This window comes from Streptomyces sp. NRRL F-2664 (assembly GCF_000719345.1).
Lineage (GTDB): Bacteria > Actinomycetota > Actinomycetes > Streptomycetales > Streptomycetaceae > Streptomyces.
This window is the reverse complement of record NZ_JOFX01000052.1, coordinates 16,951-30,663: the sequence shown is the minus strand read 5'-3', so window position 1 is coordinate 30,663 and position 13,713 is coordinate 16,951. Positions and strand designations below refer to the sequence as shown.

Annotated in this window: 10 protein-coding genes; 4 read left to right on the top strand and 6 right to left on the bottom strand. The window is 69.5% G+C overall.

What is annotated here, in order from left to right; translation table 11 throughout:
• From IF89_RS0131200 to IF89_RS0131175, 6 genes are all read right to left on the bottom strand, one after another.
• On the bottom strand, window positions 1-648 hold a 648-nt coding region (locus IF89_RS0131200; protein ID WP_158717946.1), incomplete at its 3' end, for an ABC transporter ATP-binding protein.
• A gap of 9 nt (window positions 649-657) precedes the next feature.
• Complete coding sequence (locus IF89_RS0131195) at window positions 658-1,581, bottom strand: ABC transporter permease (protein ID WP_030775151.1); 924 nt, start codon at window positions 1,579-1,581, stop codon at window positions 658-660.
• Between the two features lie 23 nt (window positions 1,582-1,604).
• Window positions 1,605-2,498 (bottom strand): ABC transporter permease, encoded by an 894-nt coding sequence (locus tag IF89_RS0131190; RefSeq protein ID WP_234327933.1) that lies wholly within the window; start codon window positions 2,496-2,498, stop codon window positions 1,605-1,607.
• Window positions 2,499-2,730: 232 nt separating this feature from the next.
• Window positions 2,731-4,386: a peptide ABC transporter substrate-binding protein gene (locus IF89_RS0131185; protein WP_234327932.1), complete on the bottom strand. Its 1,656-nt coding sequence runs from the start codon at window positions 4,384-4,386 to the stop codon at window positions 2,731-2,733.
• 493 nt (window positions 4,387-4,879) lie between these two features.
• Complete coding sequence (gene typA, locus IF89_RS0131180) at window positions 4,880-6,784, bottom strand: translational GTPase TypA (RefSeq protein WP_030775145.1); 1,905 nt, start codon at window positions 6,782-6,784, stop codon at window positions 4,880-4,882.
• A gap of 333 nt (window positions 6,785-7,117) precedes the next feature.
• Window positions 7,118-9,418 carry an ABC transporter family substrate-binding protein gene (locus IF89_RS0131175; protein ID WP_030775144.1) on the bottom strand — a complete coding sequence of 767 codons (2,301 nt, stop codon included), beginning with the start codon at window positions 9,416-9,418 and terminating at the stop codon, window positions 7,118-7,120.
• A 348-nt stretch (window positions 9,419-9,766) separates the two neighbouring features.
• On the opposite strand from IF89_RS0131175, the gene IF89_RS0131170 reads away from it, so the two are divergent.
• The 4 genes from IF89_RS0131170 (at window position 9,767) to IF89_RS0131155 (ending at window position 13,621) form a co-directional block, all read left to right on the top strand.
• Window positions 9,767-9,991 (top strand): hypothetical protein, encoded by a 225-nt coding sequence (locus tag IF89_RS0131170; protein WP_030775142.1) that lies wholly within the window; start codon window positions 9,767-9,769, stop codon window positions 9,989-9,991.
• A gap of 111 nt (window positions 9,992-10,102) precedes the next feature.
• Window positions 10,103-10,927 carry a hypothetical protein gene (locus tag IF89_RS0131165; protein WP_030775140.1) on the top strand — a complete coding sequence of 275 codons (825 nt, stop codon included), beginning with the start codon at window positions 10,103-10,105 and terminating at the stop codon, window positions 10,925-10,927.
• Between the two features lies 1 nt (window position 10,928).
• Window positions 10,929-12,854 carry a fumarate reductase/succinate dehydrogenase flavoprotein subunit gene (locus tag IF89_RS0131160; RefSeq protein ID WP_030775138.1) on the top strand — a complete coding sequence of 642 codons (1,926 nt, stop codon included), beginning with the start codon at window positions 10,929-10,931 and terminating at the stop codon, window positions 12,852-12,854.
• Window positions 12,851-13,621, top strand: coding sequence for a succinate dehydrogenase/fumarate reductase iron-sulfur subunit (locus tag IF89_RS0131155; RefSeq protein WP_030775137.1), 771 nt, complete (start codon window positions 12,851-12,853; stop codon window positions 13,619-13,621). Before IF89_RS0131160 ends, IF89_RS0131155 begins: the two co-directional genes overlap by 4 nt.
• The last annotated feature ends 92 nt before the right edge of the window (window positions 13,622-13,713 follow it).

Sequence of the window (13,713 nt, the reverse complement as noted above, 5' to 3'; positions counted from 1 at the left end):
GAGAGCCGTGGTGGGCTCGTCGGCGATGATCAGGTCCGGCTCCAGGGCCAGCGCCATGGCGATCATGATGCGCTGGCGCATACCGCCGGAGAACTGGTGCGGGTAGTCGCCCACGCGCGCCTTGGCGGCCGGGATCTTCACGCGGTCCATGAGCTCGATGGCCTTGACCTTCGAGTCCTTCTTGGACATGCCGCGGTGCACCCGGAACATCTCGCCGAGCTGGTCGCCCACCGAGTAGACCGGGTTCAGGGAGGACAGCGCGTCCTGGAAGATCATCGCCATCTTGTCGCCGCGGAGCTTGCGGCGCTCCTCGTCGGACATCTTGAGGATGTCCCGGCCGTGGAAGCGCACCTCGCCGCCCGCGATGCGGCCGGGCGGGCTGTCGAGGATGCCCATGATCGCCTGCGCGGTGACCGACTTGCCGGAGCCGGACTCGCCGAGCACGGCGAGGGTCTCGCCGGCGCTCACGCTGTAGCTCACGCCGTTGACGGCCTTGGCGACCCCGTCACGGGTCTTGAACTCGACCTGGAGGTTGTCCACCTCCAGCAGCGGCACGGCGGTCCCGCCGCCCGTCTCCGCAACGCTGAGAATCTCCGACGTCGTCACGCCGCCACCTTCGTCCTGCTTGCTGATGTTGTCTCGGAGCATCGGGCGGCCCTACCGCAGCTTCGGGTCGAGCGCGTCGCGCAGGCCGTCGCCGACGAAGGCGAAGCCGAGCACGGTGACGACCACGAAGGCGCTGGGGTACAGCCACAGGTAGTCGTGGACGCCGATGAAGGCCTGACCGGCCGCCAGCATGTTGCCCCACTCCGGGACGTCGACCGGGACACCCGCGCCGAGGAAGGAGAGGGCCGCGACGCCGATGATCGTGGTGCCGACGTTGAACGTCGCGTAGACCAGAACGGGCGTCAGCGAGTTGGGCAGGATGTGCGTGCGGACGATCCGGCCGCCGCTGGCGCCGAGCGCCTTGGCCGCGTGGACGTAGTCCATCTCGCGCACCGACAGGATCGAGCTGCGCAGCAGTCGGGACACGGTCGCCCACGAGAAGACCGCGAGCGAGATGATCACCGGGGTGATGCCGCGGCCGGTGACGAGGATGATGACGACGGCGCCGATCATCAGCGGGAACGCGAGGAAGACGTCCGCGATGCGCATGACGAGGGTGTCGGCGAAGCCTGCGAAGTAACCGGCGATGGCGCCGAGGGCGACACCGATCAGCACGGCGAAGAAGATCGAGGCGAGGCCGACGAACATGGCCACGCGGGTACCGGCGATAAGGCGCGAGAACATGTCGCGGCCCAGGGCGTCGGTGCCCATCCAGTGCGTGGCGCTGGGCGACGCGAGGGTGTTCTCCAGGTCCTGCGCACCGGGATCGTACGGCGTGAACATGTTGCCGAAGATCGCGGTGAGGAACAGCAGGGTGATGATCACGAGACCGACGACGGCCAGCTTGTTCTGGACGAAGCGGTGGCGGATCTCGCCCCACTGGGTGAGCTGCTTGGGGGTTGCTTCGGGGGCGGCCGGGGTGGCCGGCACGGGGCTCTCGTCCCCGATCGCCGGGCTCTTGACGAGCTCAGACATGAGGAAATCCTCCTTGGGGGCGGTCAGCTGAGGCGGATACGCGGGTCGAGGGCCGCGTACAGCAGGTCCACGATGAGGCTGAGGACGACGAAGATGGCGACGCTGTAGGTCACCACACCGATCACGATCGGGTTGTTCTGCTGCTGGATCGCCTGAACCAGTGCCAGACCGACACCGTCCCAGTTGAAGATCGCCTCGGTGATGAGCGCGCCACCGAGGAGTGCGCCGAACGAGATGCCCAGGTAGGTGACGACCGGGATGGACGAGTTGCGCAGCACGTGCTTGAAGAGCACGCGACGGCGCGGAAGTCCCTTGGCCACGGCGGTCTTCACGTAGTCCGCGCGCAGCACCTCGAGCATCGTGCCGCGGGTGAGGCGGGCGACGAACGCGATGTCGGTGATGGCGAGGGTGACCGCCGGCAGGACCATGCCTTCGAGCTTGTCTCCGCCGAGTTGCGGGAACCACTGGAGCTCCACCGCGAACCACTTCATGAGCAGCATGCCGATCACGAAGGTCGGGAATCCGACCATCATGGTCGTAAAGAATGTCGTGGCCATGTCCAAGATGCTGTATCTGTACAGGGCGGCGATGATGCCGACACCCATACCGAACACCGTCACGAGGGCGATGGCCAGCAGGGCCAGCTTCGCGGTGTTCGCCAGCTTGGGGCCGAGGATGTCGGACACCTCGCGGCGCTGGATGAAGTCCTCGCCGAGGTCTCCGGTCGCAACCTTCGACACGTAGTTCACATACTGCTCGGGCAGCGACTTGTCGAGCCCGTACCGCGCCTTGAGCTCCGCGACCACCGCTGGGTCACGAGCCTTGTCGCTGCCTGCGATCGAGCCCACGGGGTCACCGGGGAGAACGAACAGACAAGCGAACAGAACCATGGTCGCGCCGATGAGGACTATGACCATCTGCCCGAGGCGACGGGCGACGTACCTTCCCATGTTTGTGCCTCTCTACCTGGCCGCTTCTGGGAGCAGCGGCCTCCGGCCCGACGAAAGGGGCCGGCTCTCGGCCGGCGGGGATTGCCCGCGGATGTGAGGGGTGCCGAAGTAAAAACGGCCTGCCGAGCGGGGCCGCGGCCCACCGGTCACCCGGGGGCCGCGGCACGTTCGCTCCTGACGGATATACCGTCCGAACCGATTACTTCTTGAGCGAGATCTTCTCGAGGATCGGGTCCTCGTTGAAGTTGATGTCGTCCAGACCGTTGAACTTGTCGGTCGCCATCAGGCGGAACTGGGAACGGTTGAAGGTCGGGATGAGGGCCATGTCGTCCATGGCCATCTTCTCGGCCTGCTTGTACATCGCGGTACGCGCGGCCTCGTCCTTGGTGGCGCGGGCCGTGTCGACCAGCTTGTCGAACTCGGGGTTGTTGTAGCGGGCGCGGTTGTCACCGACCACGTTGCCCTCGGCGTCCTTGTTCATCGAGGCCGAGTGCAGCAGCGGGAAGAGGAAGTTCTCCGGGGTCGGGTAGTCCGCACCCCACGCGAAGCGGTAGACGCCGCTGGCGGTGGCACCCTGCTGCTCCTTGAGCAGACCCGGGAAGTCCTTGCCGTCCAGCTTGACCTTCAGGCCGAGGACGTCCTCGAGCTGACGCGCGACGGCCTGGACCCACTCTTCGTGGCCCGCACCGGTGTTGAAGGAGAACTTGATCTCGGTACCCGGCTTCAGGCCCGCCTTCTCGGCGTGCTCCTTGGCCTTGGCGACGTCCTGCTTGACGCAGGAGGTGCACAGGTCCTTCTGGTACGCCTTCGGGAACGCCGGCGGCACGATGGTCGTCGACGGGGTCTGGAAGCCCTGGAAGACACCCTTGGCGATGGCCTGGCGGTCGATCGCGTAGGAGATCGCCAGACGGGCGTCCTTGCTGTTGGTCGGACCGTTGTCACCGATCGGCAGAACGAAGTTCATGCCGTTGGTGTCCTTGGCGAACCACTTGTTCTGCGGCTTGAACTTCGCCTCGGCCGTCTTGAGCATCGGCGTCGGGATGTGCGCGTAGTCGAAGGTGCCGGCCTGGAAGCCGTCGTACTCGAGCTGGTGCGCGGTCTTGTCGTTGAGGAGGGTGACCTGGACCTTGTCCAGCTTCGCCTTCGTCAGGCCGTAGTCGTCGTTGCGGACGAGGTTGATGGCCTTGTTGTGCTCCCAGCTGCCGTCCATCTTGAACGGACCGTTGCCGATGGGGGCCTCGCCGAACGCCTTGTCCTCTTCGCCGACCTTGGCGACCTTCGGGACCGGGCTGTAGGCGGTGTGCGCCGTCTTCAGCACGAACTCGCAGTCGGGCTTGGCCAGGTCGACCTTGATGGTGTGCGGGTCCGGGGTGGTGACACCGGAGAAGGTCTTGGCGGAGCCGTCCTGCAGCTGCTCGTAACCCTTGATGCCGGCCAGGTGGTACGCCACGTCGGACGCGGCGGCCTTGTGCGCGGCACGTGCCCAACCGCGGGCGAACGCCTCGGCGTCGACGACCTCGCCGTTGGAGAACTTGGTGTCCGCCTTGACCTTGAAGGTCCAGGAGGTGCAGCCCTCGTCCGAGCTGGCCGACTCGGCCAGCGCGGGCTCGGCCAGACCGTCCGGCGTGTTCGAGTACAGGCCGGTGAACAGGGCGTTGGAGAGCAGGATGCCCGTGGACTCGTGGGCGCGCCCCGGGTCGATGGTGTCCGGCTCCGTGCTGCCCAGGCGGAACGTACCGCCGCCGGCAGCGCTGCCCTTGTCCTTGCTGTCACCGTCACCGCCGCCACAGGCGGTAGCGGCCAGGGCGACGACAACCGCGCCCACGACCCACTTGGCGCTCTTGGCACCGCGCATGGGTTTCCTCCTCATGAGTCCACTGATCGACTTGAGGGGCATGAAAACCTCGCCGACACCCCTGACGGCGAGTGGTTTCCTGCCCATAGTGTGCTCGTGAGTCGGCGCGATCCCCACATCGCGTGACCCATTGACCCGAGCTCAATGGAGCCATCCTCAGGGACCGCCAGGCCGTAAACCACACTTAAGTGGTCTCGTTTTCACAACATCGATCCGCGGCAGAAACCCGAAATCCGGACAAACGGATAGGAGACAGACACGTGCGAAACGGACGGTTAGCTCATCATCCGGAGTGTCACGGTCGGTATGCGGACACGTGAACGCAAAAATCCGCTTGACAAAAGCGAACAGCCCCTTCCTGCACGGAGTCCGAGTCCGTGGGGCAAGGGGCTGCTGTTCTACCACGCCGGTGCGGCCGGCGACGACCGTCTGCGGGGACCGAAACGCCCGCCGGCCCCGGGCGGACCCGGGACCGGCGGCGCGAAAGCGGTTGCTACTTGGCGGACTTGGCGCGCGAGGCGGTGCGCGAGCGCTCCTTCTGGTCCAGGACGACCTTGCGGATGCGGACCGCCTCCGGGGTCACCTCGACGCACTCGTCGTCGCGGCAGAACTCCAGGGACTGCTCCAGGGAGAGCTTGCGCGGCGGGACGATCGCCTCGAAGGAGTCGGCCGAGGAGGAGCGCATGTTGGTGAGCTTCTTCTCCTTGGTGATGTTCACGTCCATGTCGTCGGAGCGGGAGTTCTCGCCGACGATCATGCCCTCGTACACCTCGGTGCCGGGGTCGGTGAACAGCACGCCGCGCTCCTGCAGGTTGGTCATCGCGAAGGCGGTGACCGCACCGGCGCGGTCGGCGACCAGGGAGCCGTTGTTGCGGGTCTGCAGCGCACCGAACCACGGCTCGTGGCCCTCGTGGATGGAGTGCGCGATGCCGGTGCCGCGGGTCTGCGTCAGGAACTCCGTACGGAAGCCGATCAGGCCGCGGGACGGGACGACGAACTCCATGCGGACCCAGCCGGAGCCGTGGTTCGACATGTTGTCCATGCGGCCCTTGCGGACGCCCATGAGCTGCGTGACCGCGCCCATGTGCTCCTCGGGCACGTCGATGGTCATGCGCTCGACCGGCTCGTGGATCTTGCCGTCGATCTCGCGGGTGACGACCTGCGGCTTGCCGATGGTCAGCTCGAAGCCCTCGCGGCGCATCTGCTCGACGAGGATGGCCAGCGCGAGCTCGCCGCGGCCCTGGACCTCCCAGGCGTCCGGGCGCTCGGTGTCGAGCACGCGCAGCGAGACGTTGCCGACCAGCTCGCGGTCGAGGCGGTCCTTGACCTGGCGGGCGGTGACCTTGCGGTCCTTGACCGCGGCCTTGGCGTCAGCGCCCTTGCCGGAGCCGCCGCGGCCGACCAGCGGGGAGGTGTTGGTGCCGATGACCATGGAGATCGCGGGCTCGTCGACCGTGATCAGCGGGAGGGCGACCGGGTTCTCCGGGTCGGCCAGCGTCTCACCGATCATGATCTCGGGGATGCCGGCGACGGCGCAGATGTCACCGGGGCCGGCGACCTCGGCCGGCTTGCGGGTCAGCGCCTCGGTCATCATCAGCTCGGTGATGCGGACGTTGGAGATGCTGCCGTCACGCTTGATCCACGCGACCGTCTGGCCCTTGCGCAGCTCGCCCTGCTCGACGCGCAGCAGCGCGATGCGGCCGAGGAAGTTGTCGGCGTCGAGGTTGGTGACGTGGGCCTGGAGCGGCGCGTCCTCCTCGTACGTCGGGGCCGGGACGTGCTCCAGGATGGTGGAGAAGAACGGCTCCAGGTTCTCGCTGTCGGCGGGGACGGTGCCGTCCTCCGGCTTGGTCAGCGAGGCGATGCCGTCACGGCCGCAGGCGTAGACGATCGGGAACTCGATCTGGTCCTCGTCGGCGTCCAGGTCCAGGAACAGGTCGTAGGTCTCGTTGACGACCTCGTCGATCCGGGAGTCCGGGCGGTCCGTCTTGTTGATGCAGAGGATGACGGGCATCCGGGCCTGGAGGGCCTTGCGCAGGACGAAGCGGGTCTGGGGCAGCGGACCCTCGGAAGCGTCCACCAGCAGGACGACGGCGTCGACCATCGACAGGCCGCGCTCGACCTCGCCGCCGAAGTCGGCGTGGCCGGGGGTGTCGATGATGTTGATCGTGATCGGGGCCCCGCCGTCCTTGGGGTGGTACTTCACCGCCGTGTTCTTGGCGAGGATCGTGATGCCCTTCTCACGCTCCAGGTCGTTCGAGTCCATCATGCGGTCGTCGAGCTGCTGGTGGGCGGCGAAGGCACCGGCCTGCTTGAGCATGGCGTCGACGATGGTCGTCTTGCCATGGTCGACGTGGGCGACGATGGCGACGTTACGGATGTCGTGGCGCGTGGGCACTTCGGCGCTTCTCCCGGGATCGTGGATGGCGTCACGTACGGCCTGGCACGCGCGCCTCGACCGGGCGAAAACCTGCCACGGCCTTACCCCATGGTACGTCGCGTGGCGGGAACCGCCTGCCGGGGGGCTGTCAAGAGGCCGCAGGAATGAGGGCGGCCGAGCGCGAGGTGGGGTGCCCGGGCCGCCGTTCCTGCGGGAATTCATGCGGGTCAACGGGTATCCACGACCTTGCCCGCCGGACATCCGGCGGGCAAGGGACTTGAGTCACATCTGAGCTTGTGAGCCGCAGGTCAACCTGACAGGCACCGCTTTGTCACCACATCTTCGCCAGGGCTACTTCTTCTTGCCCTTGGCCGTCGGCGGCTTCTTCCAGCCGATGTCCTGGTACCGGGGGGTGCCGAGGCCGAAGGCGCCGGCGTTGACGAGGCCGGGCTTGACCGCCACCAGCTCCGGGCGCTGGAAGAGCGGGATGGAGCCGGCCGCCGCCCAGATCCTGGCGTCTGCCTTGCGCACCAGCTCACGGGACTGCGCCTCGTCCAGCTCGCCGAGCGCCTGGTCGAACAGCTGGTCGATGTGGTCGGTGCCGACCCGCGTGTAGTTCTGCTCGACGAGGAGCGAGCCGTCGGCCGCCGGCTCCGGCTTGGCGAAGATCGGCCGGGCGTCGGTGGCGGGGAAGGCCGTCGCCGGCCAGGAGTAGAGCGCCAGGTCGTACTGGCCCGAGGCGATGTGGTCCTTGAAGAAGCTCTCGTCGGCCACCTTGGTCGTCTCGGTGTTCACTCCGAGCTTGCGCAGCATCCGGGAGATCCGCTCACCGACGGTGCGCAGGGACTCCGAGCCGGGGCCGGCCGGCAGGACGAAGCGGAGGGTGAGCGCCTTGCCGTCCTTGGCGAGCATGTTGCCCGAGGTACGGGTGGCCTGCTTCGCCGGTGCCGGGGACCCCTGGGCGGGGTCGGCCGTCTCGCCGTCGCGGGTCGCGCTCTGCTTGGCGTCGTCGACCGGGCGGGCGCGATCCGCCTGGGCGAGGAGGGAGGTCCTCTGCTGGGCCCCGAAGGGGGCGGGTGCCAGCACCGGGGAGACGCGGTCCCGATCCCCGTCCGCCGCGGCGCCGTCGGCGGCCGAACCCGCGGGGCTGCCGCCCTCGTGGTCGCCGCCCGCGCCGTCGTCCTGGCCCACGATGTACAGGCCGTCGTTGCCGGTGCCCGGGCCCGCCGGGGTCTTGCCGTCGTCCTGCGGCGCGCTCTCCGGCCCGGCCTTGGCGCCGGCCGGCTCGGTGATCCTGCCGCCGCGGCGCCACCCGGCGTCGGCGAGGAGGGCCTGGGCCGCCCGGGCGTCCTGGCCGCCGAGGGCGTCGCTGTTGTCGGCGTACGCCTGCTGCCCGGCCAGGGCGACGTGGCTGCCGACCGGCTTGGCGGGCAGGCCGAGGGGCTTGAGGACGAGGTCGGCGAGCGCCTGGCGGTCCAGGGCCCGGGCCACCGCCCGGCGCACCCGTTCGTCGGCCAGCGGACCGGACGTGCCGTTCATCGCCAGCTGCGTGTAGGCCGGCTCCAGGGACTTGCGGACCGTGAAGCCCCGCAGGGCCGCCTGCTCGGCCGCGTACCGCTTCACGGCCTCCGTGTGCTTGGTGCGGGTCTCCTTCTCCTGCTCCGCCTTCTCCTCGTCCGTACCGAAGGCGTTCGCCCAGGACAGCGTGGCCTGCGCCGGGGTCAGTGCGACCCCCGGGCCGTGCGCGGGGGCGCCGCCCGCACCCGCGGCGCCCTTGCCGGAGGCTTCCCGGCGGGCCAGCGCGATGCGTTCGGCGCCGGCGCGGTCGACCTCCGCCAGGTCGACCTTCCCGGCGGCCAGCGCGGCGGGGCGCTCGGCCCGCGGCACGGCCGTCAGGACCAGCGAGTCCAGCTTGGCCTGCTTGCCCCACCAGCGCGGATTGCGCGTCAGGGCGACGGTGCCGGTCTTCTTGTCGATCGCGCCGAGGGCGAAGGGCCCGGCGGTGACCTTCAAGGTGCCGCGGGCGCCCTCGTTGAAGGCGTCGGGCGTGCCCGTGACCTGCTTGGGGTAGAGCGGTGAGAACAGCGAGCGCCAGTCCGCGTAGGGCTTGGCGAAGGTGACCCTGACCTCCAGGTCGTTCTTGCCCCTCTCGATCTTCTCGATCCGCTCGTAGCCGGCGTTGCGCGCCGTCCAGTACGCCGAGTCCTTGCCGTTCAGGGCCCGCCACTGGGCCACGAAGTCGGGGGCGCCGATCTCCCGTCCGTCGCTCCAGACGGCCTGCTGGTTCAGCTTGTACAGGACGACCTGCTTGGGCTCCCGCTCGATGACCTCGGCCTTCTCCAGGTAGTCGGAGTCGGCCACGGGCCGCCCCTTGGCGTCGAGCACGAACAGGTGCGGCAGCACGGCGCCCGCGACCCTGCTGGTGGTGGCGTCCGCGTCGGCCTGGAAGGTGTTGAGGGTCTCCGGAAGGGCGTCCACCGCCCATCGGAGCACACCGCCGTCCGCGACCTTCTCGCGGGCGGTGGAGGCGATGTCCTGCCCTGCGGCGGCCGGGCCGCCCTCGTCGTCACCCGCGCCGCAGCCCGTGAGCAGCGGCAGTGCGAGGACTCCCGAGGTCAGGAGCGCCAAGGACCTGCGCCTTCTCTGGGACATGGGTGCTACCTCCGGGGCGGGGCGTGGGGGAAGCGTGATCACGATCGGCGGTATATGGAGCTGATCACACCGGTTGCCTGACTCCACTGAAATCGACGGCGCTCCGCACCCTTCGCAGCCGCCTCTCGCCACGCCGCGAACCCCACCCGTGCGGACCAATCCGGCTTGCGGGCCGGAGGGCGTGCCCCGGGGAGGGGGTGGGGACCGGGGACGGGGAGGGGCGCGCGATTCGCGCCTGCACGCCCGCAATCGCTGCACGTCCCTTCACAACCGGGGACACGAGGCGCGACACTCGCAGGCGCACATGAGCGTTGCCACCGCACACCCTGGCGGAAATGAGGGCAAATCATGTCCCTGAACGACGATCTGGCCGCGGTCCGGCGCCACCTGGACGAGCTGACGCGCAAGGTCGAACGGCTGGAGCAGCGGGCCGCGGCCGCCCGCCGCCCCTCCGCGCCGACGGCGCCGGACCCGTCCCGGATGGTGACCGTCCCGGACACCCCCTACGACAGCACGCTGTGGACGGACTCCGACGACGAAGGCCTGGGCGCCCGCGACCGCCGCGCCCCCTGACGCCACCCGTCCGCGACCCGCACGCCCGTCCACCCCGCACCCAGCGGGCCCGGCCGCTCCACGGCCGGGTCCGACGGGAGCGTCCCCTCATCACTCCTACCGGAGTCCCTCTTGGCCACAGGAACGGAACGACCCCAGCAGCGGCCCGGCGGCGTCCACGACGCCTCGCGGGCCGCGATCGCGGCGCGGCACCTGCGGACCGACCGGTGGTGGCTGGCCCCCGCCGGCACCGCGGCCGGGCTGTTCGCCTTCATCGTCTACTCCACCTGGCGGGCCTTCGCCAACGCCGACTACTACGCGGCCCCCTACGTCTCCCCGTTCTACTCCCCGTGCCTCGCGGAGAACTGCGCGGAGATGCGCGGCGGCCCCAACCTCGACCTCTTCGGCAGCTGGTGGGGCCTGTCCCCCGCCCTGCTGATCCTGGTCTTCCCCCTCGGCTTCCGGCTGACCTGCTACTACTACCGCAAGGCCTACTACCGCGGCTTCTGGGCCTCACCGCCCGCCTGCGCCGTCGCCGAGCCGCACGCGAAGTACACCGGCGAGACCCGCTTCCCGCTCGTCCTCCAGAACATGCACCGGTACTTCTTCTACGCCGCCGTCCCCGTCGCGGGCATCCTCACCTACGACACCGTGCTGACCTTCCGCGACGAGCACTACGCCTGGGGGCACATGGGCCTCGGCACGCTGCTGTTCCTCGTCAACATCGCGCTGATCTGGGCCTACACGCTGTCCTGCCACTCCTGCCGCCACATCATGGGCGGCCGCCTCAAGCACTTCTCCCGGCACCCGGTCCGCTACCGGCTGTGGGGCTGGGTCAGCCGGCTCAACGCCCGCCACATGCAGCTGGCGTGGGCCTCCCTGATCAGCGTGGCCCTGTGCGACTTCTACGTGTACCTGCTGGCCAGCGGCGCCTTCACCGACCCGAGGATCTTCTGAGATGACCCAAGTGGAACGGCAGCAGTGGGACGTCGTCGTGGTCGGGGCGGGCGGTGCCGGGCTGCGGGCCGCGATCGAGGCCCGCGAGCGGGGCGCCCGTACCGCCGTGATCTGCAAGTCCCTGTTCGGCAAGGCCCATACGGTGATGGCCGAGGGCGGCATCGCCGCCTCCATGGGCAACGTCAACGAGGGCGACAACTGGCAGGTCCACTTCCGCGACACCATGCGCGGGGGGAAGTTCCTCAACCAGTGGCGGATGGCGGAACTCCACGCCAAGGAGGCCCCCGACCGGGTCTGGGAGCTGGAGACCTGGGGCGCGCTCTTCGACCGCACGCCCGACGGGCGGATCTCCCAACGCAACTTCGGCGGACACGAGTACCCCCGCCTGGCGCACGTCGGCGACCGCACCGGCCTGGAGCTGATCCGCACCCTCCAGCAGAAGGTCGTCGCCCTCCAGCAGGCGGACTTCGCGGAGTTCGGGGACTACGAAGCCCGGCTGAAGGTCTTCCAGGAGTGCACGGTCACCCGCGTCCTGAAGGACGGACCGAGGGTCTCGGGGGCCTTCTGCTACGAACGCGAGTCGGGCCGCTTCTTCGTCCTGGAGGCCCCGGCCGTCGTGCTGGCCACCGGCGGCATCGGCAAGTCCTTCAAGACCACCTCCAACTCCTGGGAGTACACCGGCGACGGCCACGCGCTGGCCCTGCTCGCGGGTGCGCCCCTGCTCAACATGGAGTTCGTGCAGTTCCACCCGACCGGCATGGTCTGGCCGCCGTCGGTGAAAGGGATCCTCGTCACCGAGTCCGTGCGCGGTGACGGCGGGGTGCTGCGCAACTCCGAGGGCAGGCGGTTCATGTTCGACTACGTCCCCGACGTCTTCAAGGAGAAGTACGCGGAGTCGGAGGAGGAGGGCGACCGCTGGTACGAGGACCCCGACCACAACCGGCGCCCGCCCGAGCTGCTGCCCCGCGACGAGGTGGCCCGGGCCATCAATGCCGAGGTCAAGGCCGGGCGCGGCTCCCCGCACGGCGGGGTGTTCCTCGACGTGTCCACGCGGATGCCCGCCGAGCGGATCCGGCGGCGACTGCCCTCCATGTACCACCAGTTCAAGGAGCTGGCGGACGTGGACATCACGGCGGAGCCCATGGAGGTGGGCCCCACCTGCCACTACGTGATGGGCGGGATCGCGGTGGACTCCGAATCCGCCGCCACCCTCGGGGTACCGGGGCTGTTCGCGGCGGGCGAGGTCGCCGGCGGGATGCACGGCTCGAACCGGCTCGGCGGGAACTCCCTCTCCGACCTGCTCGTCTTCGGACGGCGGGCCGGCCTGCACGCCGCCCAGTACGCCGCCGGGTACGGCGCGCAGGACGACGCCTCCCCCGCCGGACGTCCGGCCGTCTCCCCGGCGGAGATCGACGCGGCCGCCGCGGAGGCGCTGGCGCCGTTCCACGCCGCCGAGGGCGCGGAGAACCCGTACACCCTGCACCAGGAGCTCCAGACGACCATGAACGACCTCGTCGGCATCATCCGCCGCGAGGGCGAGATGGCCGAGGCTCTGGAGCGGCTCGCCGCCCTGCGGGTCCGGGCCTCCCGCGCGGGCGTGGAGGGGCACCGGCAGTTCAACCCGGGCTGGCACCTGGCCCTGGACCTGCGCAACATGCTGCTGGTCAGCGAATGCGTGGCCCGCGCGGCCCTGGAGCGCACCGAGAGCCGGGGCGGGCACACCCGCGAGGACTGCCCGGCGATGGAGCGGGCCTGGCGCCCGGTGAACCTGCTGTGCCGGCCGGTGGATCCCGTGCCGGCGGACCCGGCGGCCGACCGTATCGAGCTGGTCCGGACCCGTACCGAGCCCATCCGCCCCGACCTGCTCGCCCTGTTCGACAAGGAAGAGCTGGTCAAGTACCTCGCCGAAGAGGAGCTGTACGAATGAGTACGTACGACGCGAGCTTCCGGATCTGGCGGGGCGACGCGCAGGGCGGGTCGCTCGGGGACTTCACGGTCGAGGTGCACGACGGCGAGGTGGTCCTGGACATCGTCCACCGGCTCCAGGCCACCCAGGCCCCCGACCTGGCGGTGCGCTGGAACTGCAAGGCGGGCAAGTGCGGCTCGTGCAGCGCGGAGGTCAACGGGCGGCCGCGGCTGATGTGCATGACGCGCATGTCCACCTTCGAGCGGACCGAGACGATCACGATCACGCCGCTGCGCGCCTTCCCGGTGGTCCGGGACCTGGTCACGGACGTGTCCTTCAACTACCACAAGGCGCGGGAGGTGCCGGCCTTCGTGCCTCCGGAAGGTGTGGCCCCGGGCGCGTACCGGATGCAGCAGATCGACGTGGAGCGCTCGCAGGAGTTCCGCAAGTGCATCGAGTGCTTCCTGTGCCAGGACACCTGCCACGTGGTGCGCGACCACGAGGAGAACAAGGGTGCCTTCGCCGGGCCGCGCTTCCTGATGCGGGTGGCGGAGCTGGACATGCATCCGCTGGACGCCGCCTCGGACGTGGGGCTGGACCGCAAGCGGAGCGCACAGGAGGAGCACGGACTCGGCTACTGCAACATCACCAAGTGCTGCACGGAGGTCTGCCCCGAGGGCATCAGGATCACCGACAATGCGCTGATCCCGTTGAAGGAGCGGGCGGTGGACCGCAAGTACGACCCGCTGGTGTGGCTCGGCAACCGGATCGGCCGCCGCAAGCCCTGAGCCGCGCCCGGGGTCCCGCGCACGAGGATCCCGGGCCACGGGCAGGGCGGGGGCTTCGAGCGCCGGGCACCGTCCGCTCCTCGGGATGCGGG

Coding starts and splice junctions, on each gene's coding strand:
- IF89_RS0131195 (WP_030775151.1), bottom strand. CDS start 1,581: ATGTCTGAGCTCGTCAAGAGCCCGGCGATCGGGGACGAGAGCCCCGTG.
- IF89_RS0131175 (WP_030775144.1), bottom strand. CDS start 9,418: ATGTCCCAGAGAAGGCGCAGGTCCTTGGCGCTCCTGACCTCGGGAGTC.
- IF89_RS0131155 (WP_030775137.1), top strand. CDS start 12,851: ATGAGTACGTACGACGCGAGCTTCCGGATCTGGCGGGGCGACGCGCAG.
- IF89_RS0131190 (WP_234327933.1), bottom strand. CDS start 2,498: ATGGTCATAGTCCTCATCGGCGCGACCATGGTTCTGTTCGCTTGTCTG.
- IF89_RS0131170 (WP_030775142.1), top strand. CDS start 9,767: ATGTCCCTGAACGACGATCTGGCCGCGGTCCGGCGCCACCTGGACGAG.
- IF89_RS0131185 (WP_234327932.1), bottom strand. CDS start 4,386: ATGCGCGGTGCCAAGAGCGCCAAGTGGGTCGTGGGCGCGGTTGTCGTC.
- IF89_RS0131160 (WP_030775138.1), top strand. CDS start 10,929: ATGACCCAAGTGGAACGGCAGCAGTGGGACGTCGTCGTGGTCGGGGCG.